At 64.5% G+C, this 26671-nt stretch carries 24 protein-coding genes and 1 tRNA gene; 11 read left to right on the forward strand and 14 right to left on the reverse strand.

Annotated elements, in window-relative coordinates:
* Positions 1-10 precede the first annotated feature (10 nt).
* Genes MUB52_RS13105 through MUB52_RS13115 form a run of 3 tightly spaced genes read right to left on the reverse strand, consistent with a single transcriptional unit; the run spans position 11 to position 2045 of the window.
* Positions 11-676, reverse strand: a complete 666-nt coding sequence (locus MUB52_RS13105; protein ID WP_263844681.1) for an alpha/beta hydrolase — start codon at positions 674-676, stop codon at positions 11-13.
* Positions 673-1305 carry a DNA-3-methyladenine glycosylase family protein gene (locus tag MUB52_RS13110; protein WP_263844682.1) on the reverse strand — a complete coding sequence of 211 codons (633 nt, stop codon included), beginning with the start codon at positions 1303-1305 and terminating at the stop codon, positions 673-675. The genes MUB52_RS13105 and MUB52_RS13110 overlap by 4 nt, the downstream gene beginning before the upstream one ends.
* Positions 1302-2045, reverse strand: coding sequence for a precorrin-6A/cobalt-precorrin-6A reductase (locus MUB52_RS13115; RefSeq protein WP_263844683.1), 744 nt, complete (start codon positions 2043-2045; stop codon positions 1302-1304). Before MUB52_RS13115 ends, MUB52_RS13110 begins: the two co-directional genes overlap by 4 nt.
* A gap of 75 nt (positions 2046-2120) precedes the next feature.
* Between MUB52_RS13115 and MUB52_RS13120 the strand changes: the two genes are divergently transcribed.
* Complete coding sequence (locus MUB52_RS13120; protein ID WP_263844824.1) at positions 2121-3344, forward strand: MFS transporter; 1224 nt, start codon at positions 2121-2123, stop codon at positions 3342-3344.
* Positions 3345-3400: 56 nt separating this feature from the next.
* Here the strand turns inward: MUB52_RS13120 and MUB52_RS13125 are convergent, their stop codons facing one another.
* The 4 genes from MUB52_RS13125 to cysS form a co-directional block, all read right to left on the reverse strand.
* On the reverse strand, positions 3401-4171 hold the full coding sequence (locus MUB52_RS13125) for a squalene/phytoene synthase family protein (RefSeq protein ID WP_263844684.1): 771 nt from the start codon (positions 4169-4171) through the stop codon (positions 3401-3403).
* Positions 4161-4889, reverse strand: coding sequence for a class I SAM-dependent methyltransferase (locus MUB52_RS13130; protein ID WP_263844685.1), 729 nt, complete (start codon positions 4887-4889; stop codon positions 4161-4163). Before MUB52_RS13130 ends, MUB52_RS13125 begins: the two co-directional genes overlap by 11 nt.
* Complete coding sequence (gene cimA, locus MUB52_RS13135) at positions 4886-6508, reverse strand: citramalate synthase (protein ID WP_263844686.1); 1623 nt, start codon at positions 6506-6508, stop codon at positions 4886-4888. The genes MUB52_RS13130 and cimA overlap by 4 nt, the downstream gene beginning before the upstream one ends.
* Before the next feature lie 331 nt (positions 6509-6839).
* On the reverse strand, positions 6840-8252 hold the full coding sequence (gene cysS / locus MUB52_RS13140; protein WP_263844687.1) for a cysteine--tRNA ligase: 1413 nt from the start codon (positions 8250-8252) through the stop codon (positions 6840-6842).
* 223 nt (positions 8253-8475) lie between these two features.
* Here cysS and MUB52_RS13145 point away from each other — a divergent pair, with 223 nt between their 5' ends.
* On the forward strand, positions 8476-9648 hold the full coding sequence (locus MUB52_RS13145) for a pyridoxal phosphate-dependent aminotransferase (protein WP_263844688.1): 1173 nt from the start codon (positions 8476-8478) through the stop codon (positions 9646-9648).
* A gap of 58 nt (positions 9649-9706) precedes the next feature.
* Here MUB52_RS13145 and MUB52_RS13150 read toward each other — a convergent pair whose 3' ends face one another.
* Positions 9707-10558, reverse strand: coding sequence for an outer membrane protein (locus MUB52_RS13150; RefSeq protein ID WP_318527429.1), 852 nt, complete (start codon positions 10556-10558; stop codon positions 9707-9709).
* 173 nt (positions 10559-10731) lie between these two features.
* Here MUB52_RS13150 and MUB52_RS13155 point away from each other — a divergent pair, with 173 nt between their 5' ends.
* Positions 10732-12270, forward strand: coding sequence for a trimethylamine methyltransferase family protein (locus tag MUB52_RS13155; RefSeq protein WP_263844689.1), 1539 nt, complete (start codon positions 10732-10734; stop codon positions 12268-12270).
* Between the two features lie 99 nt (positions 12271-12369).
* Here MUB52_RS13155 and MUB52_RS13160 read toward each other — a convergent pair whose 3' ends face one another.
* A complete protein-coding gene (locus MUB52_RS13160; protein WP_318527430.1) occupies positions 12370-12606 on the reverse strand; it encodes an EF-hand domain-containing protein in 237 nt (78 codons plus the stop codon).
* Positions 12607-12870: 264 nt separating this feature from the next.
* Between MUB52_RS13160 and MUB52_RS13165 the strand changes: the two genes are divergently transcribed.
* Complete coding sequence (locus tag MUB52_RS13165) at positions 12871-13374, forward strand: RNA polymerase sigma factor (RefSeq protein ID WP_263844690.1); 504 nt, start codon at positions 12871-12873, stop codon at positions 13372-13374.
* A gap of 405 nt (positions 13375-13779) precedes the next feature.
* On the opposite strand, the gene MUB52_RS13170 is transcribed toward MUB52_RS13165, so the two are convergent.
* On the reverse strand, positions 13780-17433 hold the full coding sequence (locus MUB52_RS13170; RefSeq protein WP_263844691.1) for a vitamin B12-dependent ribonucleotide reductase: 3654 nt from the start codon (positions 17431-17433) through the stop codon (positions 13780-13782).
* 748 nt (positions 17434-18181) lie between these two features.
* Here MUB52_RS13170 and MUB52_RS13175 point away from each other — a divergent pair.
* A complete protein-coding gene (locus MUB52_RS13175) occupies positions 18182-18730 on the forward strand; it encodes a hypothetical protein (protein WP_263844692.1) in 549 nt (182 codons plus the stop codon).
* A gap of 22 nt (positions 18731-18752) precedes the next feature.
* Here MUB52_RS13175 and MUB52_RS13180 read toward each other — a convergent pair.
* The 4 genes from MUB52_RS13180 to pdxH all read right to left on the reverse strand — a co-directional run bounded on the left by MUB52_RS13180 (position 18753) and on the right by pdxH (position 20752).
* A tRNA-Pro gene (locus tag MUB52_RS13180) sits at positions 18753-18829 on the reverse strand.
* A gap of 41 nt (positions 18830-18870) precedes the next feature.
* A complete protein-coding gene (locus MUB52_RS13185) occupies positions 18871-19335 on the reverse strand; it encodes a DUF192 domain-containing protein (protein ID WP_263844693.1) in 465 nt (154 codons plus the stop codon).
* Positions 19332-19868: a cold-shock protein gene (locus MUB52_RS13190; protein ID WP_263844694.1), complete on the reverse strand. Its 537-nt coding sequence runs from the start codon at positions 19866-19868 to the stop codon at positions 19332-19334. Before MUB52_RS13190 ends, MUB52_RS13185 begins: the two co-directional genes overlap by 4 nt.
* A gap of 278 nt (positions 19869-20146) precedes the next feature.
* Positions 20147-20752, reverse strand: a complete 606-nt coding sequence (gene pdxH / locus MUB52_RS13195; RefSeq protein WP_263844827.1) for a pyridoxamine 5'-phosphate oxidase — start codon at positions 20750-20752, stop codon at positions 20147-20149.
* Between the two features lie 155 nt (positions 20753-20907).
* Between pdxH and fabI the strand changes: the two genes are divergently transcribed.
* The 6 genes from fabI to MUB52_RS13225 all read left to right on the forward strand — a co-directional run bounded on the left by fabI (position 20908) and on the right by MUB52_RS13225 (position 26671).
* Positions 20908-21714: an enoyl-ACP reductase FabI gene (gene fabI / locus MUB52_RS13200; RefSeq protein WP_263844695.1), complete on the forward strand. Its 807-nt coding sequence runs from the start codon at positions 20908-20910 to the stop codon at positions 21712-21714.
* Positions 21711-22322, forward strand: coding sequence for a LysE family translocator (locus MUB52_RS13205; RefSeq protein WP_263844696.1), 612 nt, complete (start codon positions 21711-21713; stop codon positions 22320-22322). The genes fabI and MUB52_RS13205 overlap by 4 nt, the downstream gene beginning before the upstream one ends.
* A gap of 3 nt (positions 22323-22325) precedes the next feature.
* Positions 22326-22928 carry a LysE family translocator gene (locus MUB52_RS13210; protein ID WP_263844697.1) on the forward strand — a complete coding sequence of 201 codons (603 nt, stop codon included), beginning with the start codon at positions 22326-22328 and terminating at the stop codon, positions 22926-22928.
* Between the two features lie 4 nt (positions 22929-22932).
* A complete protein-coding gene (gpt, locus tag MUB52_RS13215) occupies positions 22933-23445 on the forward strand; it encodes a xanthine phosphoribosyltransferase (protein WP_263844698.1) in 513 nt (170 codons plus the stop codon).
* 126 nt (positions 23446-23571) lie between these two features.
* Entirely contained in the window at positions 23572-24753 is a 1182-nt protein-coding gene (locus tag MUB52_RS13220) for an aminotransferase (protein WP_263844699.1), read from the forward strand.
* A 76-nt stretch (positions 24754-24829) separates the two neighbouring features.
* Entirely contained in the window at positions 24830-26671 is a 1842-nt protein-coding gene (locus MUB52_RS13225) for a peptidyl-prolyl cis-trans isomerase (RefSeq protein WP_263844700.1), read from the forward strand.

Here is a 26671-nt window from a genome sequence, read left to right on the forward strand (position 1 = left end):
CTGCCCTCGCTCAGAGCCCCAGCTTGTCGCGCATGAAGGCCAACGCCACGGAGAGGCCATCGGGCGCGATGCCGTGGCCTGTCCCCTTCATGATATGCGCATAGACATCCTGCCAGCCCGCGGCCTGGAGCGCCTCGGCGGCTTGCGGCAGCGACTGCGGCGGCACCACGTCATCGGCATCGCCATGCACCAGCAGCACCGGCGGGCGCACCACCACCTCGTCGGCGAGGGTGTCGGGGCTCAGCAACCGGCCCGAGAAGGCGACGATGCCGGCCACGGCATCCTCGCGGCGCGGCGCCACATGCAGCGCCATCATCGTGCCCTGGGAAAAGCCGAAGAGCACCACCTGTTCGGGCAGCACATCCTCGTCCACCATCAGCGCGTCGAGGAAGGCGTTGAGGTCGTCGACCGCCTGCATCATGCCGCGCATGGACTCCTCCTCCGACGATCCGTCGATCCAGGGGATCGGAAACCACTGGAACCCCATCGGCGCCCCGGCGCAGGCTTCGGGCGCATCGGGGGCGACAAAGAGCGTATCGGGCAGGTGCTCGGCCAGCGGGTCGGCGAGGCCCAGAAGGTCGGCACCGTTCGCGCCGTAACCGTGCAGAAAGACGACGACCGAGCGCGTGTCGCCTGAGGCCGGATCGCGTCGACCTGCGTTGAGTACCCGTGTCATGTGATCCCGTCCCTCTGCTTGATGTGCCGGTAGTAGGTAAAGAACAGCCGCGCCGCAACCGCACGCCAGGGCGACCAGGCCAGCGACATCTCGCGCAGCGCGCGTTCGGTCGGTCGCTCCGGCAGCGCGTAGATCGCGCGCGCGGCCTCCTGAAGCGCAAGATCGCCCGGGGCAAAGACATCGGCGCGGCCCAGGGAAAACATGGCATAGATCTCGGCCGTCCAGACACCGATACCGGTCACTGCCGTGAGCGTCTCGATCACCTCGCTGTCGGGGGCGCGGCGCAGGGCGTCGTAGTCTATCCCCGCCGCCGCAAGCGCATGGGCATAACGCGCCTTCTGGCGGCTGAGGCCGAGGGCGCGCAGCGCCTCCGGGCTTTGGCGCAGCACCGCCTCAGGCGTGATCACCTGCGCCTCCTCCAGGTTCGACCAGAGGGCGCGAGCGGAGGCGACGCTGACCTGCTGGCTTACGATGGCGCTGAGCAGTTCGGCAAAGCCGTCGGGCTTGCGGCGCAGCGGCAGCGGCCCGCAAGCCGTGAGCGCCGCGGCCAGCCGCGGATCCTGCGCCGCAAGCCAGGCGGCCCCTTCTGCGACGTCATCCTCGGTCTCGACGAGCCGCCCCACGCTCACAAGCTTGCTTCCCAGGCCAGTGCATCGACCACAGTCTCGACCACGGTTGCCGACGGCGGTGGCGCGGGCCGTTCGATCATCGCGACCGGCAATTCAAGGCGCCGCGCCGCAAGCAGCTTGGAAATGCTGGCGCTGCCACCCACGTTGCGGCAGATCAGCCGGTTGATCCGCAATTCGCGAAACAGCGCCTCTTCATCGCCCTGCGAGAATGGCGGTGTGCCTTCCACATAGGTGAGGAACTCGAACGGCGGCGGCTCGGTCTGCGGCCGGGTCTGACGCAGAAACAGTGCCTCGCCGCGGAAGCCTTCGAAGGCGCCCTGGGTGGCGCGGCCCGTGTTGCTGAAGACCCGCGCGCCCTCCGGCATATCCTCGGCCGCGCGCCGCACGCTGCGATAGGCGGTCCAGACATCGAGCCGCGATGCGCGCCAGGGCGGACGCAGAACCCGCAGGTACCTGAGGTCCCGTGCGCGGCAGATCAGGGCGGCCATATGCGAGACGTCCGCGTCAAAGGCATGGCTGGCATCGATGACCGAGACAACGTTCTTGCGCGCCATCCACGCGTCGAACGCCATCTGGTGCGGGAAGGCGCCGATCCGCGTTGGCACCGGCAGCGGGCCAAAGCTGCGTTCGGGCTCCGGCAGGCTTGCGATGACATCGCGCCCGCGTCCGAGCAGCCGGGCGACGATCCCATGCGCCTCGCGCGCGCCTGCCATCACGAGAATTGTGCCGGTGCCACCCATGCCGCGACTTTAGGCCACGAGACAGACGACGCAAGAGGGCTTGCCCCGGCCTGCCCAGAGCAATACTCAATGCCCATGATGACCCCCGATGACAGCCGCGCCAAGCGCAACGTGATGGTGCTCGTGATGGCGCAGGCCTTCCTCGGCAGCCAGATCACGATGATCTTCGTGATCGGCGGGCTTGCGGGGCAGCAGATGGCGGTGAACGCCTGTCTGGCGACGCTGCCGATCTCGATGATCGTCTTCGGCTCGATGACCACGGCGCCGTGGCTCTCGAGCCTGATGCAGCGGTTCGGACGACGCGCAGGCTTCATCGTAGGTGCGCTCGGCGGGCTGGTCGGAGCGGCGATTTGCGCATTTGCGCTGACGCTGTCGAATTTCTGGATCTTCCTCGTCGGCAGCTATCTGACCGGCATCTATATGTCGAGCCAGGGCTTTTTCCGATTTGCCGCCGCCGACACCGCATCGGATGCCTTTCGGCCCAAGGCAATCTCCTATGTGATGGCAGGCGGGCTCTTGTCGGCGATCATCGGGCCACAGCTGGTAGGGTATCTGACCAGCACCAACCCGGATGCGACCGTGATGCGGTTCTTCCCGGTCTATATGGCGGCGATGGCGCTGAACGTGCTGGGGATGCTGCTCTTTGCGTTTCTCGACATTCCGACGCCGCCGAAGCCCACTGAAGAGTCGCCGCGCGGGCGCTCGGTCGCGGAGCTCCTGAAGACGCCGCGCATCGCCGTGGCGGTGATCTGCGCGATGGTGTCCTACGCGCTGATGAACCTGGTGATGACCTCGACGCCCCTGGCCGTCGTGGGCTGCGGCTTTGCCGTAGCGGATGCCTCCAATGTGGTCACCGGCCACGTGCTGGCGATGTTTGCGCCCTCGTTCTTCACCGGGCATCTGATCGTGAAGTTCGGGGTCGAGCGGATCATGGGGCTGGGGCTCCTGATCCTCGGGGCCGCGGGGGCCGTGGCGCTGTCGGGCGTGGAGCTGGGGCATTTCTTTGTCGCACTCATCCTGCTGGGCCTCGGCTGGAACTTCGGCTTCATCGGCGCCACGACGATGCTGGCGGGCGCGCATGAGCCGCATGAGCGCGGGCGCATGCAGGGGGTGAACGATCTTCTGGTCTTTGGCGGGGTGACGCTCGCCTCGCTGGCCTCGGGCGGGTTGATGAACTGCTCGGGCGGCTCTGCGGAAGACGGCTGGGCCGCGGTGAATATCGCGATGATCCCATTCCTGGTGCTCGCGGGCTGTGCGCTGATCTGGCTGGTGATGCGGCCGAAACCGCAGGTCGTCTGAGGGCGCTGCCCTCGCCGCTGCCGCGGCTCACCCGGGATATTTCTGGCCAGAAGAATTCAGATTTTGCCCAAGATGCGCGCGCGGATCAGACTGAGGCTGCGTCCGATCTGAGGGGTGACGAGATCGCCGCGCGCGACCCGTTGCGGCTGCCGGGCGACCGTTTTCAGGATGCCGCGGGCGCGCCAGCCCGACAGCAGCGCAAGCCGGGATGCGGGGCTGAGGCCACGCTGTGCGGCAAGGTCCTTGAGCGCGCCCTTGGCAAGAGCCGCGAGCGTCTCGGGCCGCCCGTCGTGCATGGGGCGTTTTCCGCGGGCCTCCAACTCCGGCAGGGCGGACAGCCAGTTGGCGAGCGCCACGGCCCGGGCGATCTGGCGTAGCCTGGCCTGTTCTTCGGCGGGTGCACCAAGCGCGGCGGCCGCGGTCCAGAGCAGGGTGCCGGTTGTGGCATCGAGGTAAGTCCAGAGACTCGCTTCGTCATCGAAGGGATCCGATCCGATGTCCCAGCGCCGCGCATCGATCAGAGCATCGAGCCCGCGCGCCTGATCCGGCGTGAGGATGTCCGCAAGCGGGGTCACGACCTCGTGGCGCCGTGGCGCGCGGCCCCCGGCAATCTCGTCCAGCGCGTCGCGCCACCATTGCAGGCGCATCTCGGCGATCAGCGGCTCCTGCGTAACCCAGGGTGCACGCGAAACCTCGACGTTGAAGGCGTAGAGCGGGAAGAGAATGCCTCGGGCGTCGACCGGGCTCGCCATGGTGGCGGCGAAGCGATCCGGGTCGCCCTGCCGCACGAGGGCAGCGCAGGCGTTGAGATCGGCGTCAAACGTCATCCGGAACAACGACGCTGAGCAGGTAGCCGAAGCTGTCGCGGTAGGTACGCCAGATCTGGGCTTCGCGGCGCGCGTCGTCCAGCACCTGTTGCATCTGCGGCGTGTCACCGGGCGAAAGGCTGGCAACTCGACGCTCAAGCGGGCCGTAGTAAGCCTCCCACGCGCTGTCCGACAGCTTGCGGGTGCCCAGCGTGCGGTAGCCTGCTGCCCGCACCTGCGCATCGATACCGGCCGCGTCCGTCATGGCGGGGTATTCGCCGGCCCAGAAGTCAGCGGCCTCTTGCGCGCGGTCGTCGGTGAACCAGCAGGGCTCGGAGAAGGCGACGGCGCCCCCCGGCGCAAGCGCACTGCGCCAGGTCTTCAGCCCGTCGGCGATCCCCAGGAAGTAGAGGGCACCTGCGCACCAGATCAGGTCATAGGGGCCGGTGATCTCGGCCATGTCGCCGACGTGCAGAGTCATCGCCGGGTCTTGACGATGCAGCGCGCGGGCCTGATCCACGAACTGCGGGTGCTTGTCGAGCGCCGTCACATGGCCCTGTGGAGCGGCCGCGTGCAACGCGGCAAGATCCGCGCCCGGGCCACAGGCGGCGTCGCAGATGCGCGCGGTTGCCGGCGTGGCTGCCGTGGCCGCGGCCCAGGCGACATCGGAGGGCTCGCCCGGCCCTTCTCGCGGCAAATCCCGGTGCAGGGTGAAGAAGGCCTCCCAATCAGCCGTCATGCAGCGGCTTTCGCATCGCGCAGGATCTTCCAGCGGATGGCATCAAGCAGCGCCTCGAAGGAGGCATCGACTATGTTGGGCGAAACCCCCACGGTGGACCAGCGCCGCCCCTGCCCGTCCTCGCTGTCGATGATCACGCGCGTGACCGCCTCGGTGCCGCCTTGAGTGATCCGAACCTTGAAGTCGACAAGGCGCATGTCGTCAATGATCTCCTGATAGGGGCCGAGGTCCTTGGCGAGCGCCTTCGCCAGCGCGTTCACCGGTCCACGATCCGAGCCGCTCTCATCCATTGACTCCGAGACCGAAAGTTTCTTTTCGCCGCCCACTTTCACGACCACAACCGCTTCAGACAGGCTGATCATCTGATTGTACTTGTTCTTGCGCCGCTCGACCGTCACGCGGTAGCGCTTGACCTCGAAGAGGTCGGGCATCTGACCAAGTGCGTCGCGGGCCAAGAGCTCAAAACTCGCCTGCGCCGTATCGTAGGAATAGCCTTCCGCCTCGCGCGCCTTGATCCGGTCGAGGATCAGGCCAAGGGCCGGGTCGCCCTTTTTGACCGTCAAGCCGGCATCGCCCAGCCGTTTGCGCAGGTTCGATTGCCCAGCCTGGTTCGACATGGGGATGATACGGGCGTTGCCGACATCCGCGGGGTCGATGTGCTCGTATGTGGTTGGGTCCTTGAGGATGGCGGAGGCATGCAGCCCCGCTTTATGCGCAAAGGCCGAGGAGCCCACGAAGGCCGCTTGCCGGAAGGGCACCCGGTTGAGGATCTCGTCAAGCATGCGGCTGGTGCGTGTGAGGCCCTTGAGCGCGTCTCGCGTCACGCCGATCTCGAAGCGGCTGGCGTAGGGGTCTTTGAGCAGCAGGATCGGGATGAGCGCGGTGAGGTTCGCATTGCCGCAGCGTTCGCCCAGGCCATTGAGCGTGCCCTGGATCTGCCGCGCGCCCGCGTCCACGGCGGCGAGGGTGCAGGCCACCGCGTTTTCCGTGTCGTTGTGGGTGTGGATGCCGAGGCAGTCGCCGGGGATGCCGGACGCGATGACCTCGGCGGTGATGCGTCCGACCTCATCGGGCAACGTGCCCCCGTTGGTGTCACAGAGCACGACCCAGCGGGCGCCGGCGTCATAGGCGGCCGTCACGGCCTCCAGCGCGTAGTCCGGATTGGCGCGGTAGCCATCGAAGAAGTGTTCCGCGTCGAACAGCGCCTCGCGGCTCTGCGCCTTGAGGTGGGCGACGGATTTCGAAATGTTTTCAGTGTTTTCCGCCAGCGAGATGCCCAGGGCTGCGCGCACGTGAAAGTCATGAGTCTTGCCGACGAGGCAGACGGCGGAGGTGCCCGCGTTGAGCACGGCGGCGAGCACGTCATCGTTCTCGGCGGACATCCCAGCCCGTTTGGTCATGCCAAAGGCCGTCATGGTGGCGTGGGTTTTGGGGGCCGCCTCGAAGAATGCGCTGTCGGTGGGATTGGCCCCCGGCCAGCCACCTTCGATGTAGTCGACGCCGAGCGTATCGAGCGCCTCTGCGATGGCGCGCTTTTCCTCGGTGGAGAACTGCACGCCTTGGGTCTGCTGCCCATCGCGCAACGTGGTGTCGTAGAGATAAAGACGCTCGCGGGTCATGATGGTCTTCCCGAGCGGCGGCCTGAAGCCCGCCGAACCTCAGGGCTGGCAGGTCCGGTGGGCCTTGGGCCACCGTCGGTGCCGCATCGGTATCGCGTCGGTATCACGTCGGTATCACGTCGGTGCGCGGCGCCCGGTGGGGTCACAAAGCCTTCATTCCTTGGGCGGCGAGAGTTGGCGGTCAAAGACGCTGAATAGCCGTGCGGGGTGGAGACCAACCAGTCCGGTTTTTCCCGTCCGGGCCAACGGCCTGGACAGCCCCCGACCGCCCCCCCGGGCGGGGGCTTCCCCCCCACCCGCGGCCGGGGGCTGTCCTGCGGTTGGAGGGCGGTCATTTCAGGGCCTCCTTAAAAGCTTCCAATTCGCTTGCTTTCAAACGCCTGTTATCCGGATCAGACATGTCAGGATTTTCATGCCGCCATTCATGCATTTTTCCTTTGTGTGAAACCAGCCGGATACCTTTTTCGAGAAGCCAATCCCGAATTGCGTCCGCTTCTTTCCAATTCTTGTTCCGACGCTTGTCTGACCAAATTGCAATAATGTCCCCAACAGCGTCTCTTATCTGGTCACTAACCGGGTCCATTGTCGGCCAACTGGCCAACTCATTGCCTAACAATCCAAGCATAGATGCCGATGCAGCTAATTCTTCTATATCATTGTCGTTCGCAAATCGGTGCAACGCGGCAATGGCGCCCGGCACATTCAGATCGTCACAAAGCGCAGCGATCACCTCGGGCGCCGGGCTCGGCGCGGGCTCGATGCCCGTGACGAGCCCTCGCCACTTGCGTAGCGTCTTCTCCGCCTCCTCCCGCTTTTTCTCCGTCCAGTCCATCGGCTTGCGGTAGTGCGTCGAGAGCATCACGAAGCGGATCACCTCGCCCGGGACACCTTGATCCAACAGATCGCGCACGGTGAAGAAGTTGCCCAGCGATTTGGACATCTTCTTGCCCTCGACCTGCAGCATTTCGTTGTGCATCCAGACATTCGCGAAATCGTGGCCCGCGCAGCGGCTCTGTGCGATCTCGTTCTCGTGGTGGGGGAACTGCAGGTCGATGCCGCCGCCGTGGATGTCGAAGCGCTCGCCCAGCAGGTCATGCGCCATGGCGGAGCACTCGATGTGCCAGCCGGGGCGGCCCCTTCCCCAGGGGCTGTCCCAGCCCGGCAGATCGTCGGACGAGGGCTTCCACAGCACGAAATCCATCGGGTTGCGCTTGTAGGGCGCGACTTCCACACGGGCACCGGCGATCATGTCCTCGACCGTCCGGCCCGAGAGCGCACCATACTCGGCATAGCTTTCCACGGCGAAGAGCACGTGGCCCTCGGCCTCATAAGCATGGCCCTTGGCCACCAGATCGGCGATCATCGCGACCATCTGGGGGATGTACTGCGTCGCGCGCGGCATCTCGGTGGGCGGAAGCGCACCGACCGCCGCCATGTCCTCGAGATACCATCCGATGGTCTCTTCGGTGATCTCGCCGATCGGCCGGCCGGTCTCGGCGGCGCGGGCGTTGATCTTGTCTTCCACATCCGTGAAATTGCGCACGTAGGTCACATGCTCCGCGCCGTAGAGGTGCCGCAGCAGCCGGAAGAGCACGTCGAAGACCACCACGGGCCGCGCGTTGCCCAAATGCGCGCGGTCATAGACCGTCGGCCCGCAGACATACATACGCACATTCTCGGGATCGATCGGCGTGAAGACCTCCTTCGACCGGGACTTCGTATTGTAGAGCTTGAGTGTCGTCATGACAGGCGTCCTTGCGCGGAGGTGACGCGGGCTGAGCAATCTTGTGGAGGGTTGGAAACGACCGAAAACTGCCCGCGGGGTGCGATCAGCAAATAATGAGACAGCAAATGAGCGTGTTCTGGGTCATGCGCCTTCCCTAGCCCGACGCGACGGGCCCGGTCAAGGCTGATTGACGAATCAAACGGCCTCTGCACCCCTGCGCCCAAGCGACACGGAGGCAGCCATGCGGCAATCTGAGCGGATCAGGGGACTGACGGGTGGTGGCTCGGACGGCTGGGATGTCTTCCTGAAAGCCCGCCGGATGATCGCCCAAGGCATCGCCGTGACCGAGCTGACGATCGGCGAGCATGACGTGCGCACTGCGGCCCCGATCCTGCAGGAGATGCACCGCACCGCCATCGGCGGCCACACGGGCTATGCGGCAGTGCCGGGCACGGCGTCCCTGCGCGATACGGTGGCGGCCCGCGTGCAGGCGCGCACGGGCGTGCCGACCACGCGCGACAACGTGGTGATCACACCAGGCGGGCAAGCGGCACTCTTTGCGGCGCATATGGCCGCCTGCGATCCGGGCGACACCGCGCTTTATATTGACCCTTACTACGCCACGTATCCCGGCACGCTGCGCGGGGCGGGCGCGGTACCGCAGGCGATCCGGACGCGGGCCGAGGATGCCTTCCAGCCGCGCGCCGAGGCCTTGCGCGCGCACTCGGCCAACGCTGTCTCATTGCTGATCAACACGCCGAACAACCCCACCGGCGTGGTCTATTCCGACGCGACGCTGAACGTCGTTGCAGAGATTTGCCGGGAGGATGACCTCTGGCTGATCTCGGATGAGGTCTATGACACGCAGGTCTGGGAGGGGCGGCACGTCTCGCCCCGCGCGCTACCCGGGATGGCCGAGCGCACGCTGGTCGTGGGGTCGATGTCCAAATCGCACGCCATGACCGGGTCACGCTGTGGTTGGATCGTCGGGCCCGAGGCGGTCATCGCCGATCTGATCACGCTGGCCACCCACACAACCTACGGCGTGCCCGGCTACATCCAGGACGCCAGTGAATTTGCCCTGACACGAGGAGAGCGTTTCGAGGCGGAGATCGCAGCCCCCTTCCGGCGGAGACGAGAGATCGCGCGCGAGGTGATCGCGCGGCAGAATACCGTCGGGCTGATCCCCGCGCAGGGGGCGATGTATCTGATGCTGGACGTGCGCGCGACCGGCATGACCGGCGAGGCCTTTGCCTATGATCTGCTCGACACGCATCGCATCGCCGTCATGCCCGGCGAGAGCTTCGGTGCCTCGGCGGCAGGGCACATCCGCGTGGCGATGACCATCGAAGACGCCGCCTTCCGGCAAGCCCTCGAGACGCTCTGCAGACATGCGGAGCGGCGCGCGGCATAAGAAAAGCCCGGCACCGGGAGAGGTGCCGGGCTCCGATCCGGGGGGGAGGAGTGGGCAGTTAGAACTGCCAGGATGCCCGGATTGTGAAGGTGTCAGCTTCGGCGTCGACGCCGGGCGCACCAATGTCGGAAAAGTCATGCATCAGATATTCGCCCGACACGATGAACTGCTCGGTCGCCTTGTAGGACACACCCAGGCCGTAGAATTCGCCCGTGTCGCTGCCCACAGAGGTGTCCAGATCAGCCCAGCCCGCAGTCGCATAAAGCAGGGTGCGGCCGAAATCATAGCCGCCGCGGAGCTTCGCGCGCCAGACGGAGTCGACCGAGGCATCGCCTGGGTCGAGATCGACGCTGGCATCATCATAGTCGAGTTCGCCACCGACGACCCATGTGCCGAAGTCATAATTGTAACCGGCGTGCAAACCGTAGGTGGTGTCGTCCCCGCCAACGCCGGCGAGACCATTTTCGCCGTCCACGTCAAGGTTACCGAACTGCGCACCGGCGTAGAAGCCTGTCCAGTCGCCTCCCGTGTAAACAGGTGCGGGCGGAGGTGCGGTTGTCACGGGCTCGACAACCGGTTCATCCAGCGAACCGGCCAGAGCGGGGACTGCCATAAGGGATGTCGCGGCGACCGCGGCTGCTGCACTCAAAAACGTCTTCATTGTCATGTCCTTATTCTGGGATCCCGGACGACGTCGCAGGCCGTCCTTGCAGGCATAACTGTGAACTAAGCGGTTTGGTTCAATGCCTGGGCGATCAATCAAAAGTGAAGTGGCGGAAACAGGCTCAAATCGACCGACACGCCGCGGAATGATCGGCAGGTCTTTGCTGCGTTCCTCTGCCGCACTTAAAAGTGCGGAAAGTGCTGAAAACGACACGGGGTCGCAAATGCGATTGACCGGTTCTTCCAAGTCACGGCATGTTTCACTTCGGAGGAGAGGACCGCTGCCCATGCAGGACGATCTGAGCAAGATCAAACTGGTTGTTCGCACCATCGGTGCAGAGCGCGGGCGTGCGGCACGGGGACGGCCTGTCGCGCGATAGGCCGTCATCCGCCCCATCTCCCACGATTCAGGACATATTTATGATACAACGTACCACGTCCCGCAGCGGTGGCCGGGCGGCCCGGCGCGCCGCCCGCGCCGCACCGCTTGCCACACATCTGCGTCCGATCCGCCCCGGCCTCTCGGGCGGCACCTATGCTCCGCTGACCGCCACCGATATGGACAATATCCACGGGGCCGCGCTGCAAGCTCTGGAGGAGATCGGTCTGGCCGATGCGCCTGCCTCCGGCGTTGCCTATCTCACCGGCGCGGGCGCCACCCAAGGCGCCGACGGTCGCATCCGCTTCCCGCGCGCGCTGGTGGAGGACACGATTGCCCGTGCGAACCGGTCCATCACCCTCTGCGGACGCGACCCTGAGCATGACCTCGATCTCTCTGGAACCCGGGTGCATTATGGCACCGCAGGTGCGGCGGTGCATCTGGTCGAAGTCGATGGCCGCAGCTATCGCGAATGCGGCGTGCAGGATCTGCACGACGCCGCGCGAATTGCCGATACGCTCCAGAACATCCATTTCGTGCAACGCCCGATGGTCTGCCGCGATATCACCGACAATCTGGAGATGGATGTGAACTCCATCTACGCCTGCTGTGCGGGCACCACCAAGCACATTGGCACCTCTTTCAGCGATCCGGCTTTCGTCAAACACGGCGTGGAGCTGCTGCACATGATCGCCGGCGGCGAGGACGCCTGGCGCGCCCGGCCCTTTGTCAGCAACACGAACTGCTTCGTGGTGCCGCCGATGAAGTTCGCCACGGAGTCCTGCGAGGTCATGGAGGCCTGCATCAAGGCCGGGATGCCGGTGCTGCTGCTCTCGGCCGGTATGGCGGGTGCCACCGCGCCCTCCACCGTGGCCGGCGCCATCGTTCAGGCTGTCGCCGAATGCCTCGCCGGGCTGGTCTATGTGAACGCGGTGCGCCCCGGCCACCCGGCGGTCTTCGGCACTTGGCCCTTCGGGCTCGACCTGCGCACAGGAGCCATGACGGGCGGCTCGGGCGAGCAGGCCTTGCTGACGGCCGGTTGCGCCCAGATGCACAAGTATTACGACCTGCCGGGCGGTGCGGCGGCGGGCATCGCTGACAGCAAACTGCCGGACATGCAGGCCGGCTGGGAGCAGATGTGCTCGAACGTGATGGCGGGGCTCGCCGGGCTCAACATGGTCTATGAGGCTGCCGGCATGCATGCCTCTCTCTTGGGGTTCTGCCACGAGTCGCTGATCCTCGGTGACGATCTGATCGGCCAGGCGTTGCGCTGCGTGCGGGGGATCGAGGTCAATGACGAGACGCTGGCCGTCGACCAGATCCGCGAGGTCTGCCTCGGCGGGCCGGGCCACTACCTGGGGACGGAACAAACGTTGGGACGGATGCAGCAGGATCACGTCTACCCCACCTTTGGGGACCGCACCTCACCCAAGGAATGGGACGAATTGGGCAAGCCCGATCTCGTGGAAAAGGCGACGGCCCGCAAGCATGAGATCCTGGCCCAGCGCGCGGCGGCGCGGTTCGACGAGACGCTTGACGCCGCGATCCGGGCACGGTTCGCCATACACCTGCCCGCCTGAATAGAGGATGCCCGGCTCTTGGGGGAGAAACCGGGCATCCGCGACCTGAGCGCCTGTGACTAAAAATATAATCCGGCTCTGCTCAGGCCGGCTGGCTCCTTAGGCCGGCATCAGGCCGGCTTCCTGCGCGGCTTGGACCTCGGCTTCGTCCAGCGCACCATCCGCGTTCAGGTCCATGGTGGTGAAGGACTCGGCAGAAATGTCAGGGTACACTGCTTGGACCTCATCGATTGTCAGAACGCCATCGCCATTCGCGTCCGCTGCGAGCTGTGCGAAGGCCGCTGTGGCCGACAACAGAACGATGGATGCGACCGTGGTTTTGGTGATCAGTTTCATTTGGGTACTCCCATTTTTTGGTTCGAACATAAGTGTCCAAGGCGCTGCTCTGCGCCTCACTGGAGTAGATGCGCGAAAGCGCCGTTCCGTCCGCGCCGCAGCGCGGCATTTCCCGCGCGCGCCATTCCCCGCCGATTGCCGCCTCGGGCAGCGGCGGCGCGTTGCCGAAAAAGGGTCGAAATGGACCATCGGCAAAAAGCCCCGGTCTGGTACGCCGGAACAGAGCTGCCATGTTGGCGTTGGTCCCACGCAAAGGAGCCCGACATGGACCCAACATACGAGACTGCATACGATCTGGACGCCTTGCTGTCCCGTCTCGCAGGGCGTGCGCGACGGTTGAGCGATAGCAAAAGCGATGCAGACGACCTGGCCCAGGAGACCGCGCTGAAGCTTTGGGCGGCGCTGCGCAAAGGGGCGGAGGTGGACAACATCGACCGCTACGCGATGACCATCCTACGCAACCTCGCGCGGCAGCGTTGGCGTGCGGACCGGCCAACCGATCCCCTGGAAGAGGAGAACGCCGCTGTGCCACCCACCGCCCCCGCCCGCATGGCCTGCGCCGACTTGGCCGCAGCGGTCGAGAAGCTGCCCGAAGCGCAAGCGCATTTGATCCACATGATTGCGGCGGGGGAAAGCAGCCCGGCCGTTCTGGCAGAGCGCACCGGCCTGCCGCTGGGCACGGTGATGTCCCGTCTTGCGCGCGCCCGCTCGAAGCTGCGGGCGGAGATGGGCATCCCCCAGAAAGCGCCTGTCTCCGAGCTGTTCTGAGGCGACAGGGGTGGCCTGAAAGCCCACCCCACCTGCCAACCCCGAGGTCAGACACCGGCAGGTCAGGTGGGCTTTCAGGCCACCTTTTCCCAAAAAAACGGGGGGCCGAGGCCCCCCACTTGAGTTTCGCCGTTCAGGCTCAATATGTTAACCGCTCGGTATTGTTCTGCCTGCGGCCTGAACGTCGTCGGAGGCGAGCGCACCCGCCCCTTGTCCCGTGAGAAATCCAAGGATTTCTCACGGAGCAGGACAGAGCGGGTTTTCTCAAGAAAACCTGCGGAGTCCTGCCCCGCTGGGTAACTGGTAGGCCAAGGTCCCACCCTGCCCTTACCGGTATTCGTCGGGGTGCGGCCTGCCCTTTGGCAGAACCGCCACCCCTACACGCCCCCGGAGGGCGCGTTTTCCTCAGCTACACCCGGACGTGGCACCACAGGTGTTGCATTTCATGCAGGTGCCGTTTCGCACCAATGTGTAGTTACCGCATTCGCCGCAGGCTTCGCCTTCGTAGCCTTGCATCTTGGCTTTCGTGCGGGCGTCCATGCTGACCGAGCCGCTGGAGACCGCCGTGGTGGCCATCGCGACCGCAACGCTGCCTTCGGAGACAGGCGCGAGCCCCTCGAAGGAGACTGCCTCCTCCGCGAAGCCCTGCTGGCCGCCTTGCAGCACCACCAGCTCTTGCGGCAGGCGCTTGCGCAGATACCCGGTCGAGCTGATTTGTTTCAGCACTTCCAAGGACTTGGTGGCCGCCGTCTCGGAGAGCTCCTTGACGTTGCTCACGCCTTCCTCTTCACCGCGGCCCAGATCGTCGAAGCTGTGACCTTCGGGCGCCACATGCGCCAGATCTGTACGATCGAGGTAGCTGACGGCAAGTTCCCGGAACACATAGTCGAGGATCGAGGTCGCGTTCTTGATCGTCTCGTTGCCCTGCACCATGCCCGCGGGCTCAAACTTGGTGAAGGTGAAGGCGTCGACGAACTCCTCCAGCGGCACGCCATATTGGAGCCCCACTGAAACCGCGATAGCGAAGTTGTTCATCATCGCCCGGAACCCAGCACCTTCCTTGTGCATGTCGATGAAGATTTCGCCGAGATTACCGTCTTCATACTCACCGGTGCGCAGGTAAACCTTATGCCCGCCGACGATGGCTTTCTGAGTGTAGCCCTTGCGCCGCTGCGGCATCTTCTCGCGGTGACTGCGGACGATCTCCTTGACCACGATTTTTTCGACCACCTTCTCGGCCAGCACGGTGGCCTTCTCCTGGATCGAGCCGGTCTCGAGCGCCTCCTGTGCCTCCTCGTCATCCTCGACGAGAGCGGCGGCCAAGGGCTGCGAGAGTTTAGAGCCGTCGCGGTAGAGCGCGTTGGCCTTCACGCCAAGGCGGTGCGACAGCTCGTAAGCGGCCTGACAATCCTCGATGGTCGCGTCATTCGGCATGTTGATCGTCTTGGAGATCGCACCGGAAATGAAGCTCTGCGCCGCGGCCATCATGGTGATGTGGCTGTTCACCGACAGGAAGCGCTTGCCCTTCTTGCCGCAGGGGTTGGCGCAGTCGAAGATCGGCAGGTGCTCCTCCTTCAGATGCGGCGCACCCTCCAGCGTCATGGTCCCGCAGACGTGATCGTTCGCCGCGTCGATCTCGGCCTTCGAGAAGCCCAGATGCCGCAGCAGATCGAAGGTCGGATCATTCAGCTTTGCCGCCGGGATGCCGAGCACCTGCGTGCAGAACTCCTCGCCCAGCGTCCACTGGTTGAAGACAAAGCGGATGTCGAAGGCCTGCGCCAGTGCGGCATCCACCTTGGCCAACTCGTTGGCACCAAAGCCGTGCCCGGCGAGCGAGGTATGGTTGATCCCCGGCGCATTGCCGATGGTGCCGTGCCCGACCGCATAAGATACGATTTCTTCAATTTGCGCCGAGTCATAGCCCAGTTTTTCGAGGGCTGCGGGCACGGATTGGTTGATAATCTTAAAGTAGCCGCCGCCCGCGAGCTTCTTGAATTTGACCAATGCGAAGTCGGGTTCGATGCCTGTCGTGTCGCAATCCATCACCAGACCGATGGTGCCCGTGGGCGCGATCACCGAGACCTGCGCGTTGCGATAGCCATGCGTCTCGCCGAGCTCCAGCGCTTGATCCCAGGCGCCGCGCGCCACTTCGATCAGCCGCGCATCGGGGCAGTTGATGTAGTCGAGCGGCACGGGCATGACCGACAGCTCTTCGTAGCCGCCGACCTTGCCGTGCGCCGCGGTGCGGTGGTTGCGGATCACCCGCAGCATGTGCTGCGCGTTCTTCGCATAGCCCGGGAAGGCGCCCAACTCGCCCGCCATCTCGGCGGACGTGGCATAGCTGACGCCCGTCATGATCGCGGTCAGGGCACCGCAGAGGCTGCGGCCCTCGTCGCTGTCGTAGGAATAGCCCATGTTCATCAGCAGACCGCCGATGTTCGCATAGCCCAGACCCAAGGTGCGGAAGTCGTAGGAGCGCTGCGCAATCTCTTTCGACGGGAACTGCGCCATCATCACCGAGATTTCCAGCGTCACGGTCCAGAGGCGCGTGGCGTGCATGTAGTCCTCGACCTGGAACACGCCGTCCTGCAGGAACGTCAGCAGATTCATCGACGCAAGGTTACAGGCCGTGTCGTCGAGGAACATGTACTCCGAGCAGGGGTTGGAGCCGCGGATCGCGCCGTCCTCGGGGCAAGTGTGCCAGTCGTTCACCGTGTCGTGGTACTGGATGCCCGGATCGGCGCAGGCCCAGGCGGCGTGGCCGATCTGCTCCCAAAGGTCGCGGGCCTTGACCACCTTGGCAACTGTGCCGTCGACACGGTTGATCAGCTCCCAATCGGCGTCCTTTTCGACCGCGGTGAGGAAAGCGTTCGTCACCCGGATCGAATTGTTCGAGTTCTGGCCCGAGACGGAGTTGTAGGCCTCCGAGTCCCAGTCGGTATCGTATGTGGGGAACTCGATGGAGGTGTGGCCCTGCTTGGCATAGTCGAGCACGCGCTTGACGTAAGTCTCTGGGATTGAGACATTTTTCGCCGCGCGAATGGCTGTCTTCAGCGCGTCGTTTTTGGTGGGGTCGTAAGCGTCGGCCTCAGCCCCGTCCCATGTCTTGATCGCCTCGAAGAGACCGTTGAGCTTCTGCTCGTGCATCTTGGAGCCGGCGACGATGCTCGCCACTTTCTGCTCTTCGATGACCTTCCAGTTGATAAAATCCTCGATGTCGGGGTGGTCCGCATCGACGATCACCATCTTGGCGGCGCGCCGGGTGGTCCCGCCCGATTTGATGGCGCCGGCGGCGCGGTCCCCGATCTTGAGGAACCCCATCAAACCGGACGATTTGCCGCCGCCCGACAGTTTCTCGCCCTCTCCGCGGAGCGATGAAAAATTCGTGCCGGTGCCGGAGCCGTATTTGAAAAGCCGCGCCTCGCGCACCCAAAGGTCCATGATCCCGCCGTCGTTCACGAGGTCGTCTTCAACCGACTGGATGAAACAGGCATGCGGCTGCGGGTGCTCGTAGGAGGACTTGGACTTGGTCAGCTTGCCGGTCTTGTAGTCGACGTAGTGGTGCCCCTGCGCAGGCCCGTCGATGCCGTAAGCCCAGTGCAGACCGGTGTTGAACCACTGCGGCGAATTGGGCGCTGCGCGCTGGCTGGCGAGCATATGGCGCATTTCGTCGAAGTAGGCGCGGGCATCGCCTTCGGAGGAGAAGTAGCCGCCCTTCCAGCCCCAGTAGGCCCAGGCTCCCGCGAGACGGTCGAAGACCTGCTTGGACGAGGTCTCGCCGCCCATTTCCGCGCCGTCGACCGGGACCGACCGCCACAGGAACTCGGGCACGCCTTTCTCTTTGACCTTGCGGGTCTTGGAGGGCACGCCCGCCTTGCGAAAGTACTTCTGCGCGATCACATCGCTGGCAACCTGGCTCCAGCTTCCGGGGACCTCGACCTCATCAAGCCGGAACACGACGGTCCCGTCCGGATTGCGGATTTCGGAGGATGTGGTGACGAAATCGAGCTCTGCATAAGCGTCCTGCCCGGCTTTTGTGAATTTCCGTTCGATCTTCATTTTATCGCTGCCTCATGTTCAGCATGTTTATCTCTCGGTTCGGCGCCGTCATTGCAGCCCCGCTCCAGCCCTTTGCCGCGGATCAGACGCACAGCTCTCATGTGCGGCGGCGACACAACCGCCCGCGCCGCCCGCGGATCAGATCGATAATCTGTCGTCTGTAGCCCCTGTCCCGTCGATCCGCCTCTGCGTGTTGACCACTATATGTTGTGGCGTCATCTTCGGCCTCCACAACCTGACGTATCTTGCCCTATTCGGTCAACGAAATTTTTGGAGTTTTTTTGAAGTTTCCTCACTTGACGTAACTGGCGTTTTGGTCAGACCGCCCGCTGGCGTGATTCAATAAATTAACAGGGGGTTAATATCCCCAGAACCGGACATCCGAGCCCGCAACAAGCGGGACGTCTTTTTCCAAATGGATTGGACCGCTTAGCCTGCGCGGCTGAGGCGTCAGGTGAAATTGTCCACATCGGAGCCCGGCAAGGGGAATGGACGTCCGAGGCAAAGGCCGCACCATGAGATTGCAAGGCAAGCAGCTCACGAAGTGTTACAGTTTTGCGACGATGCGCGGATTTCCAATCTCCGGCCCTCCCCATATATGGTGAGGAAGGCCAATCCGCCCCGACACTTCTACCAGATATTGTATCCTGCGCTGATGACCTATTCGCTCACGTATGGGTCGGTTGATTCTGGTTTTCGACGCTGATTCCCATTTGCAAGATGGCGCGACGCGCGGAACACTCTGCGCATGCCGACCGATCCACAGACCGTGCCTGCCGATACCGCCCAGCCCTTGCAGGCGGCGATGCGGCGCTGGGACGGAAAGTCCGCAGCAGCGCTTGCGGCGATTTACCAGGCCCATCGCGCGGCCCCTGATTTCGTCACCGATCTGGTGGCGGCCTGTGCGCATCCCGAAACCGAGACGGCCGGCACCTGGCTGATCAAGCACCATTGCGAGCGCGGGCAAAGCGATTTCCCCGAGCCGCTGCGGAGCACACTCTATGCGCAGCTGCCCGAATTCTCTTCGTGGGAAGCGCAGTTGCACCTCCTTCAGTGCACCGATCATCTGCCCATTCCAGAGCCATCGGCGCAAGCGGTCTTCCGCAGCGTCGAGGTGGGCGCCACCGCGACGAAGCTGCTTGTCAAAGCCTGGTCGCTCTATGGCGCGGCGCAACTGGCCCGGCAGCATCCGGTCTATGCAACGCGGGTGCGGGCGATGCTGGATCAGGCCGCGCGCCGTGAGCCCAAAGGCGCCGTTGCCGTTCGCCTGCGCAAGGCGCAGGCGCTTCTCAGATAACGGGCCATGAGGAAATCCGATATGGTCGGAGCGAGAGGATTCGAACCTCCGACCCCCTGTACCCAAAACAGGTGCGCTACCAGGCTGCGCCACGCTCCGACGCCGCTCTCTTTAGACGGGGCGTGCGGTTTTGAAAAGCCCTAACAGGGCCATTCCGATGTCTCGGAAGAAAATGTCGGATGGCGCACCAAGGTGCCCTCGGCGATGCCCATCGCCCTGGCCAGACCGCCGTTGATCTCGAGCACGTGGGTCAGCGGGTCGGGCCCACCGGGGATCGGGGTTTCATCGAGCGGCTGTGCGGAATGATGCACCGTTTTTACCCGGCCGGTCTGGTCGATGAAGATCAGATCGAGTGGGATCAGCGTGTTGCGCATCCAGAAGGACAGCCGCTGTGGCTGCTCGTAGACGAACAGCATGCCCGCGGAGGATGGCAAATGCTCGCGGTGCATGAGACCCTGGGCGCGTTCGGCGTCATCATCGGCGATTTCCACCGCAAAGCGGGCCTCACCCCATTCGCCTTTCAGATAGACAGTGTCGGTGCGGCACTCTTGCGCGGCCACGGCCTGTGCAGCAAGGCACAGCCAGGCCGCAAGCCAAAGCCTCATGCGCTTGGCGCGTCGAGGGCTGCTTCCCAGGCAAAGACTTCCGCCGCCATGTGGCCGCGCTTGCCTTCGATCACCCGCAACGCCAGCGCCTCACCCGGTGCGAGGTCCGACAATCCGGACCGGCGGAGCACTTCCATATGCAGAAAGATATCCTCGCGCCGTCCGAACACATTGGCAAAGCCGAACCCCTTGCCCTTGTCGAACCACTTCACGCGGGCCGGCTCCAGCGGGGCAGCGGCGACGATGGCAGGATCGAGGGCCGCGATATCGGAGAGCCCGACCGACTCACCCGCCTGCGGCGGCATCAGCGCCAGAACCTGGGTCGCCTGCACGCCGCGCTCGGTTTTCTGCACTTTCAGCTCAACCCGAGCACCGTCCGCAACGGAGCTTTGCCCGAAGTTGCGCAAGACGTTCACATGCAAAAGAATATCTGGACCGCCCGCGTCCGCAACCACGAAGCCAAACCCCTTTACCGGATCAAACCACTTAACCAGACCCGTCACCGGGGAAGATATGTCTTCGTTATCGCTCACTCGTCTTCTTTCAGTCGTCGTACGGCCTTCTAGCACAGTCTTGCGCGAATTAACTTTCATGTTTCAAGTTGAAACAAGAAAGTCGGGCTGAATTTCCTCGCCTAACGTCGAAATGCATCCCGAACAAGTGTCCGGCAGCCGGGATTTTTCCGGCCATTCTAGCTGAGGTTGAATTACCACCCGTAAATGCCTGAAAATGAAAGGCACATCCGATCTATGCACAGATTCCCTTGGTCTGACAAACAGTGAGTTATTGAGACCGCGGATTTTTTCCTGTCTCAGGGGTTCAGACGGGTCACCGACCAGCTGTCGTTCACGGTTTTGCGTCGCCAGACGAAGCGATCGTGAAGACGGAACTCGCCGTCGGCCCAGAACTCGATCTCGACCGGACGGATCCGAAAGCCGCCCCAGAACGGCGGACGCGGCGGGTTCGGCCCTTTCGTGGCGGTCACCTTGGCAACCTCCGCCATGAGCGCGGCCCGGCTGGCGAGCGGCTGCGACTGCCTGGAGGCCCAGGCGCCAAGCCGGCTCTTCAGCGACCGCGTGGCGAAATAGGCATCGGCCTGCGGCCCGTCTTCCTTCTCGACCAGCCCGCGCACCCGGATCTGGCGGCGCAGGCTCTTCCAGTGCATCACGAAGGCCGCCTTGCCAGCGCTGTCCAGCTCGCCCGCCTTCGCACTTTCGTAATTGGTGTAGAAGACGAAGCCCGACGCCTCGATCTCCTTCAACAGCACCATACGCACATTGGGCAGCCCGTCCACATCGACGGTGCTGAGCGCAATGGCGTTGGCATCATTCGGCTCAGTCTCTTCCGCTTCGCCCAGCCAGCGCCGGGCGATCTCGAACGGATCATCGCCATCGAACTTGCCGCGTCTGCTGTCCATATCGTCCTCACTCATCGGTCGATGCAGCAAGTGGTGGAACACGCCGAAAGGTCAAGGGGCATCCTGCCGCATCCCTGGAGCCGCCTTGATGGTGCTCGCGCAATCGCCTAAAGGTCGATGAGTATAAATACCGTACCATACTCCGAGGGACTTCCATGGGAAACAATCTTCTGGCGGGAAAGCGCGGCCTTATCATGGGGCTCGCGAACGATAAGTCCATTGCCTGGGGGATTGCGAAGACATGTGCGGAGGCGGGCGCGGAGCTTGCGTTCTCCTACCAGGGCGAGGCGCTGAAGAAGCGGGTGGATCCGCTGGCGGCACAGCTTGGCAGCGACATCGTGCTGCCCTGCGATGTGGGTGATGAGGCGTCGATCGACGCGCTGTTCGAGGCGCTAAAGGAGCGTTGGGGCCGTCTGGATTTCATCGTCCATGCCATAGGATTTTCCGACAAGAATGAGCTGCGCGGGCGCTATGTGGACACAAGCCGCGCCAATTTCGCGCTGTCGATGGACATCTCGGTCTATTCCTTCACCGCCGTGGTGCAGCGGGCCGAGAAGCTGATGACCAATGGCGGCTCCTGCCTCACGCTCACCTACTACGGCGCCGAGAAGGTGATGCCGCATTACAACGTGATGGGAGTGGCCAAGGCAGCACTTGAGGCCTCGGTACAGTATCTGGCCGAGGATCTGGGCAAGGACGGCATCCGCGTGAACGCCATCTCCGCCGGGCCGATCAAGACACTGGCGGCCTCGGGCATCGGCGATTTCCGCTACATCATGAAATGGAACGAGTACAACTCGCCCCTGCGCCGCAATGTGACGACAGAAGATGTCGGCAAGGCCGCACTCTTCCTGCTGTCGGATCTGGGCTCGGGCACCACCGGTGAGAACCTGCATGTGGACGCCGGATATCACGTGGTCGGCATGAAGGCGGTGGACGCACCGGACATGGCCAAGGAATGACGCTCGCGGCACTTGCAGGTCTGGCAGTCTTGCAGCTCATGCTCGCGATGAGCCCAGGCCCCGCGGCGGTTCTGACGATCCGGACCGCAGCGAGCGAAGGCCTGCGCCCGGCCCTCATTCTGAACCTCGGCCTGACGACGGGCGTGCTGCTCTGGGCAATGGCGGCGCTTGCCGGACTGTCGCTTGTCTTTGAGCTCATGCCGTGGGTCCAGACCGGGCTGCGTGTCGCTGGTGGGCTTTTCCTGATCTGGATCGGGATCTCGCTCTGGCGCCACGCCTCAGAACCCTTGCCAGAAGCGGGCGCAAGCACGCCCCGCAGCGGGCGACAGGCTATCTGGCTCGGGCTGTGGTGCAATCTGGCGAACCCCAAGGCGCTGGCGTACTTCGCCGCCGTCTTCACCGGGATCATTCCGCAGGGCATGACCTGGCAGGACGCGGCCATGATCCTCACGGTGATCTTTGTGGTCGAGACAGGCTGGTACGCCTGCCTGGCGCTGGTATTTTCACGCAGCGGGCCGCGGCGCCTCTACGCCCGGATCAAGACAAGGGCAGAGCGCTGTTTCGGCGCTATTCTCGGCCTTTTCGGAGCGCGCATCGCAGCGGGGTAAGCTATGACCATCGACTCTCTCATCGCCTTCAATCTCGTCCTGCTGGCCGCTTTGGCCAGCCCCGGCGCCGCCCTGCTCTATGCCATAAAGACCACCGTGGCCGCCGGGCGCGCCGCCGGCATGGCCACCGGCGTGGGTCTCGGACTGATGGCCGCCTGCTGGACACTGGCGGCCCTTCTGGGGCTCGAAGCCATCTTCCGGCTCTTCCCCTGGACCTACACCATCCTGAAGATCGGCGGCGCCCTCTATCTGATCTGGATCGCCGTTCAGACCTGGCGGCATGCCCGCGATCCCGTGGGCGAGACCCAGCGGCCAACCGGGCGTGCATTTCTTTCGGGCCTTCTGATCAATGCAGGCAATCCCAAGTCGATGCTCTTTGCGGCGGCCGTCATCGTCGTCGTCTTTCCTCAGGGGCTCGCGGGCGCCGATATCGCGCTGATCGTCATCAATCACTTTGTGCTGGAGGTCGTCTTTTACGGCCTCATCGCGCTCTTCTTGTCGAGCGCACCGGCGCGACGCGGGTACATGAGCGCAAAACCGGTTCTGGACCGCATCGCAGCCACGCTGCTCGGCGCTCTTGGTGTGCGGCTGCTGACTGAAAGGTAAGACGATGAGAAAAGACCCAAGCCGCCTGCCCCATGAGAAGGGCTTTCATATCAGTTGGGACCAGATCCACCGCGACAGCCGCGCGCTGGCCTGGCGGCTCGACGGCCAGGGCCCCGACAGCGGCGCCTGGCGGGCGGTGGTGGCGATCACCCGCGGCGGGATGGCGCCCGCGATGATCGTGGCGCGCGAGCTCGATATACGCACGGTCGATACGATCTCCATCAAGTCCTACGACCACCAGAAGCAGTCGGACGCGAAGGTCTTGAAGGCGCCTGACGACACGCTCATGGGGGACGGCACCGGCATTCTGATCGTCGACGACCTGGTGGACAGCGGCAAGACGCTGGAAGTGGTGCGGAGCATGTATCCGCACGCCCATTTTGCCACCGTCTACGCCAAGCCCAAGGGCGAGCCGAAGGTCGACACCTTCATCACGGGGGTCAGCCAGGACACCTGGATCTTCTTTCCCTGGGACATGGCGCTGCAATATGTCGAACCCTATCGCGGCACAGACTGATCCGCAAAAGAGTTTTCTTGCCTCCGGCGGGGATATTTCTGGCCAGAAGAAGCAGAGGGCGTTCGCTTTCTCTTGGCCCAAAATATCCCCGCCGGAGGCACCCGCCCTATCGACAGGACCTGACCGATGAGCATGACGCGCACCGCCGCCACCTTCGCCCCACCCGTCATGGAGGCCCGGCGCTGGCTCGAAGGCGTGTCCTTTCCGCCAGAGCGTCCGCTGATCAACGTGAGCCAGGCGGCGCCGGTCGATCCGCCCCCCGACGCCCTGCGGCAGGCCATGGCCGAGGTGGCGCTCAAGCGCGATGACGCGCATCTTTATGGTCCGGTGCTCGGGCTGCCCGAGCTGCGCGCGGGGCTCGCAGCCGAAACCGTGCGGATCTATGGTGGTGAGGTTCTGGACCGTCAGGTCGCAATCACATCCGGCTGCAACCAGGCCTTTGCCGCCGCGGTCGCGACACTTTGCGCCGAAGGGGACGAGGTGATCCTGCCGACGCCCTGGTACTTCAATCACAAGATGTGGCTCGACATGTCCGGGGTGCAGAGCGTGCCGCTGAAGACCAACGCGGCGTTGCTGCCCGACCCGGCGGCAGCGGAAGCGCTGATCACGCCGCGAACCCGGGCGATTGCGCTGGTCTCACCCAACAATCCCGCCGGCGTCGAATACCCTGCCGCGCTGATCCGATCCTTCTTTGCGCTGGCGCAGCGCCATGGGATCGCGCTGATCCTCGATGAGACCTACCGCGACTTTCACGCTCTGGATGGTGCACCGCATGATCTCTTTCAGGATCCCGATTGGCCCGAGACGCTGATCCACCTCTACTCCTTCTCGAAGGCCTATCGCCTGACCGGGCATCGGGTCGGCGCTCTGGCCACAAGTGCAGCGCGTCTTGCCGAGGTGGAGAAGTTCCTCGACACGGTCGCGATCTGCCCCGGCCAGATCGGCCAGCACGCAGCACTCTGGGGCATGCAGAACCTGCGCCAGTGGCTGGCCGGCGAACGTGCCGAGATCCTCGCGCGCCGGGCCGCCATTTCCGAGGGCTTCGCGCCGCTGGAGGCGCGCGGCTGGCGCCTGCTGGGGCTTGGCGCCTATTTCGCCTACATGCAACACCCGGTCCAAATGGCATCCGACGCGCTCGCCCAATATCTGGTCCGGGAGCAGAGCGTCCTCTGCCTGCCAGGGACCATGTTCTACCCTGCCGATGATCCAAGCGGGGGGGCGCAACTGCGCATCGCCTTCGCCAACCTCGACCGGGCCGGGATCGGCGTGCTGTTCGACCGGCTTCAGGCGCTCGATCCCCGCCTGTGAGGGCCCTTGCCCCCCGCGCCCGCTGCGCATAGACAGAACCGCGACTGTGACAGGTGCGACCGCGCAAGGGAGTGACATGGCCAAAGGCTCTTCAAGCATCTCGAAAACCGCTGTCTGGGTTCTGCTGGGCTTGCTCATCATCGCCTTGGGCGGCTTCGGGGCCACCAATCTGACGGGCAACATCCGCAGCATCGGGACGGTGGGTGACATGCCCGTCTCCGTCGACAACTACGCGCGCCAGTTGCAGCAGGAAATCCAGGCGGTACAGCAACAGACCGGCCAGATCCTTCCCTTTGCACAAGCGCAAGCCATCGGGCTCGACCGGGCCGTTCTGCAGCGCATCGTGGCGCAGCGCGCGCTCGATCACGAGGCCGCGCAGATCGGGCTTTCGATCGGTGACGAGAACCTGCGCGACCGCATACTCGAGATTCCGGCCTTCCGCGGCGTCGACGGCAGCTTCGACCGGGAAGGCTATCGGTTCGCGCTCGAACAGAATGGCATCTCGGAGTCGCAGTTCGAGACACAGCTGCGCGAGGAGGTGTCGCGCACGCTGATGCAGGGCGCGATCATCAGCGGGGTCGTGATGCCTGAAGCCTACGCCGACACGCTGATCAACTATGTCGCCGAGCGGCGCAGCTTCACCTGGGCCCGGCTCGACGAGGCGGATCTGGCGGAGCCCATCGCGGAGCCCGACGCAGCGACGCTGCGCGCCCATTACGATGCGAATATCGACGATTTCACCCTGCCCGAGACCAAGCAGATCACCTATGCGCTGCTGAGTCCCGATGCGATGGTCGATCAGGTCGAGATTTCCGAGACCGACCTGCGCGAAGCCTATGAGCTGCGCGACGCGGAGTTCAACCAGCCCGAACGGCGTCTGGTCGAGCGGCTCGCCTATCTCGACGAGGACAGCGCCGCTGCCGCCGCCGCCAGAATTGCCGAGGGCGAGGCCTTCGAGGCGCTGGTGACGGAGCGCGGCCTCGACCTTGCGGATATCGATCTGGGCGACGTGACCGAAGCCAATCTGGGCGAGGCGGGTGCGGAGGTCTTCGCGGCGTCGGTCGGCGATGTGGTGGGGCCGCTGCCGAGCTCACTCGGGCCTGCCCTGTTTCGCGTGAACGCGGTACTGCCGGCGCAATTCGTCCCCTTCGAGGAGGCCGAGGCGATCCTGCGGCCTGAAGTCGCCGCTGACCGGGCACGCCGCCTGGTCGAGGCGCAGGCGGAGTCGCTCGATGACCTGCTGGCGGGCGGCGCGACGCTGGAGGAGCTTGCCACCGACACCGACATGGTGCTGGCCCAGGTCGACTGGACCAGCGAGAGCACCGAGAACATCGCTGCCTATGAAGCCTTCCGGCGCGCGGCCCAGGCGGTAAGTGCGGACGACTTCCCCGAGATCGCACAGCTGGAAGATGGCGGGCTCTTTGCCCTGCGGCTCGATGCCGTCCTGCCGCCGCGGCCGGCCCCCTTCGAGGACGTGCGCGATGCGGTGCTGGAGCATTGGCGCGCTGCGGAGACCGAGGCGCGGCTGACCGCACAGGTCGAGGCGCAGCTGCCGCAACTCTCCGACGGGGCCGAGTTCGCGCAGGTCGGCATGGATGCCATGCGCGAGGATGGGCTGCTGCGCAGCGACTTCGTGGGCGGCACACCGGCCAACTTCATGGCAGAGGTCTTCACGATGTCCGCGGGTGACGTCTCCGTGCTGCCGGAGGATGGCGCCCTCGTGGTGGTGCGACTCGATGCCATCGAAGCCCCGCAGGAGGATGAGGACACCACCGCGCTGCGCACCCAGCTGACCGGGCAGGCCAATCAGGCGCTCGCGCAGGATCTCTTCGAGATCTACGGTGCAGACGTGGTCCTGCGCGCCAATCCGCAGATCAACCCGCAGGCACTGCAAGCGGTTCACGTGAACTTCCCCTGA

The organism is Roseobacter sinensis (genome assembly GCF_025755255.1).
Classification (GTDB): Bacteria; Pseudomonadota; Alphaproteobacteria; order Rhodobacterales; family Rhodobacteraceae; genus Roseobacter; species Roseobacter sinensis.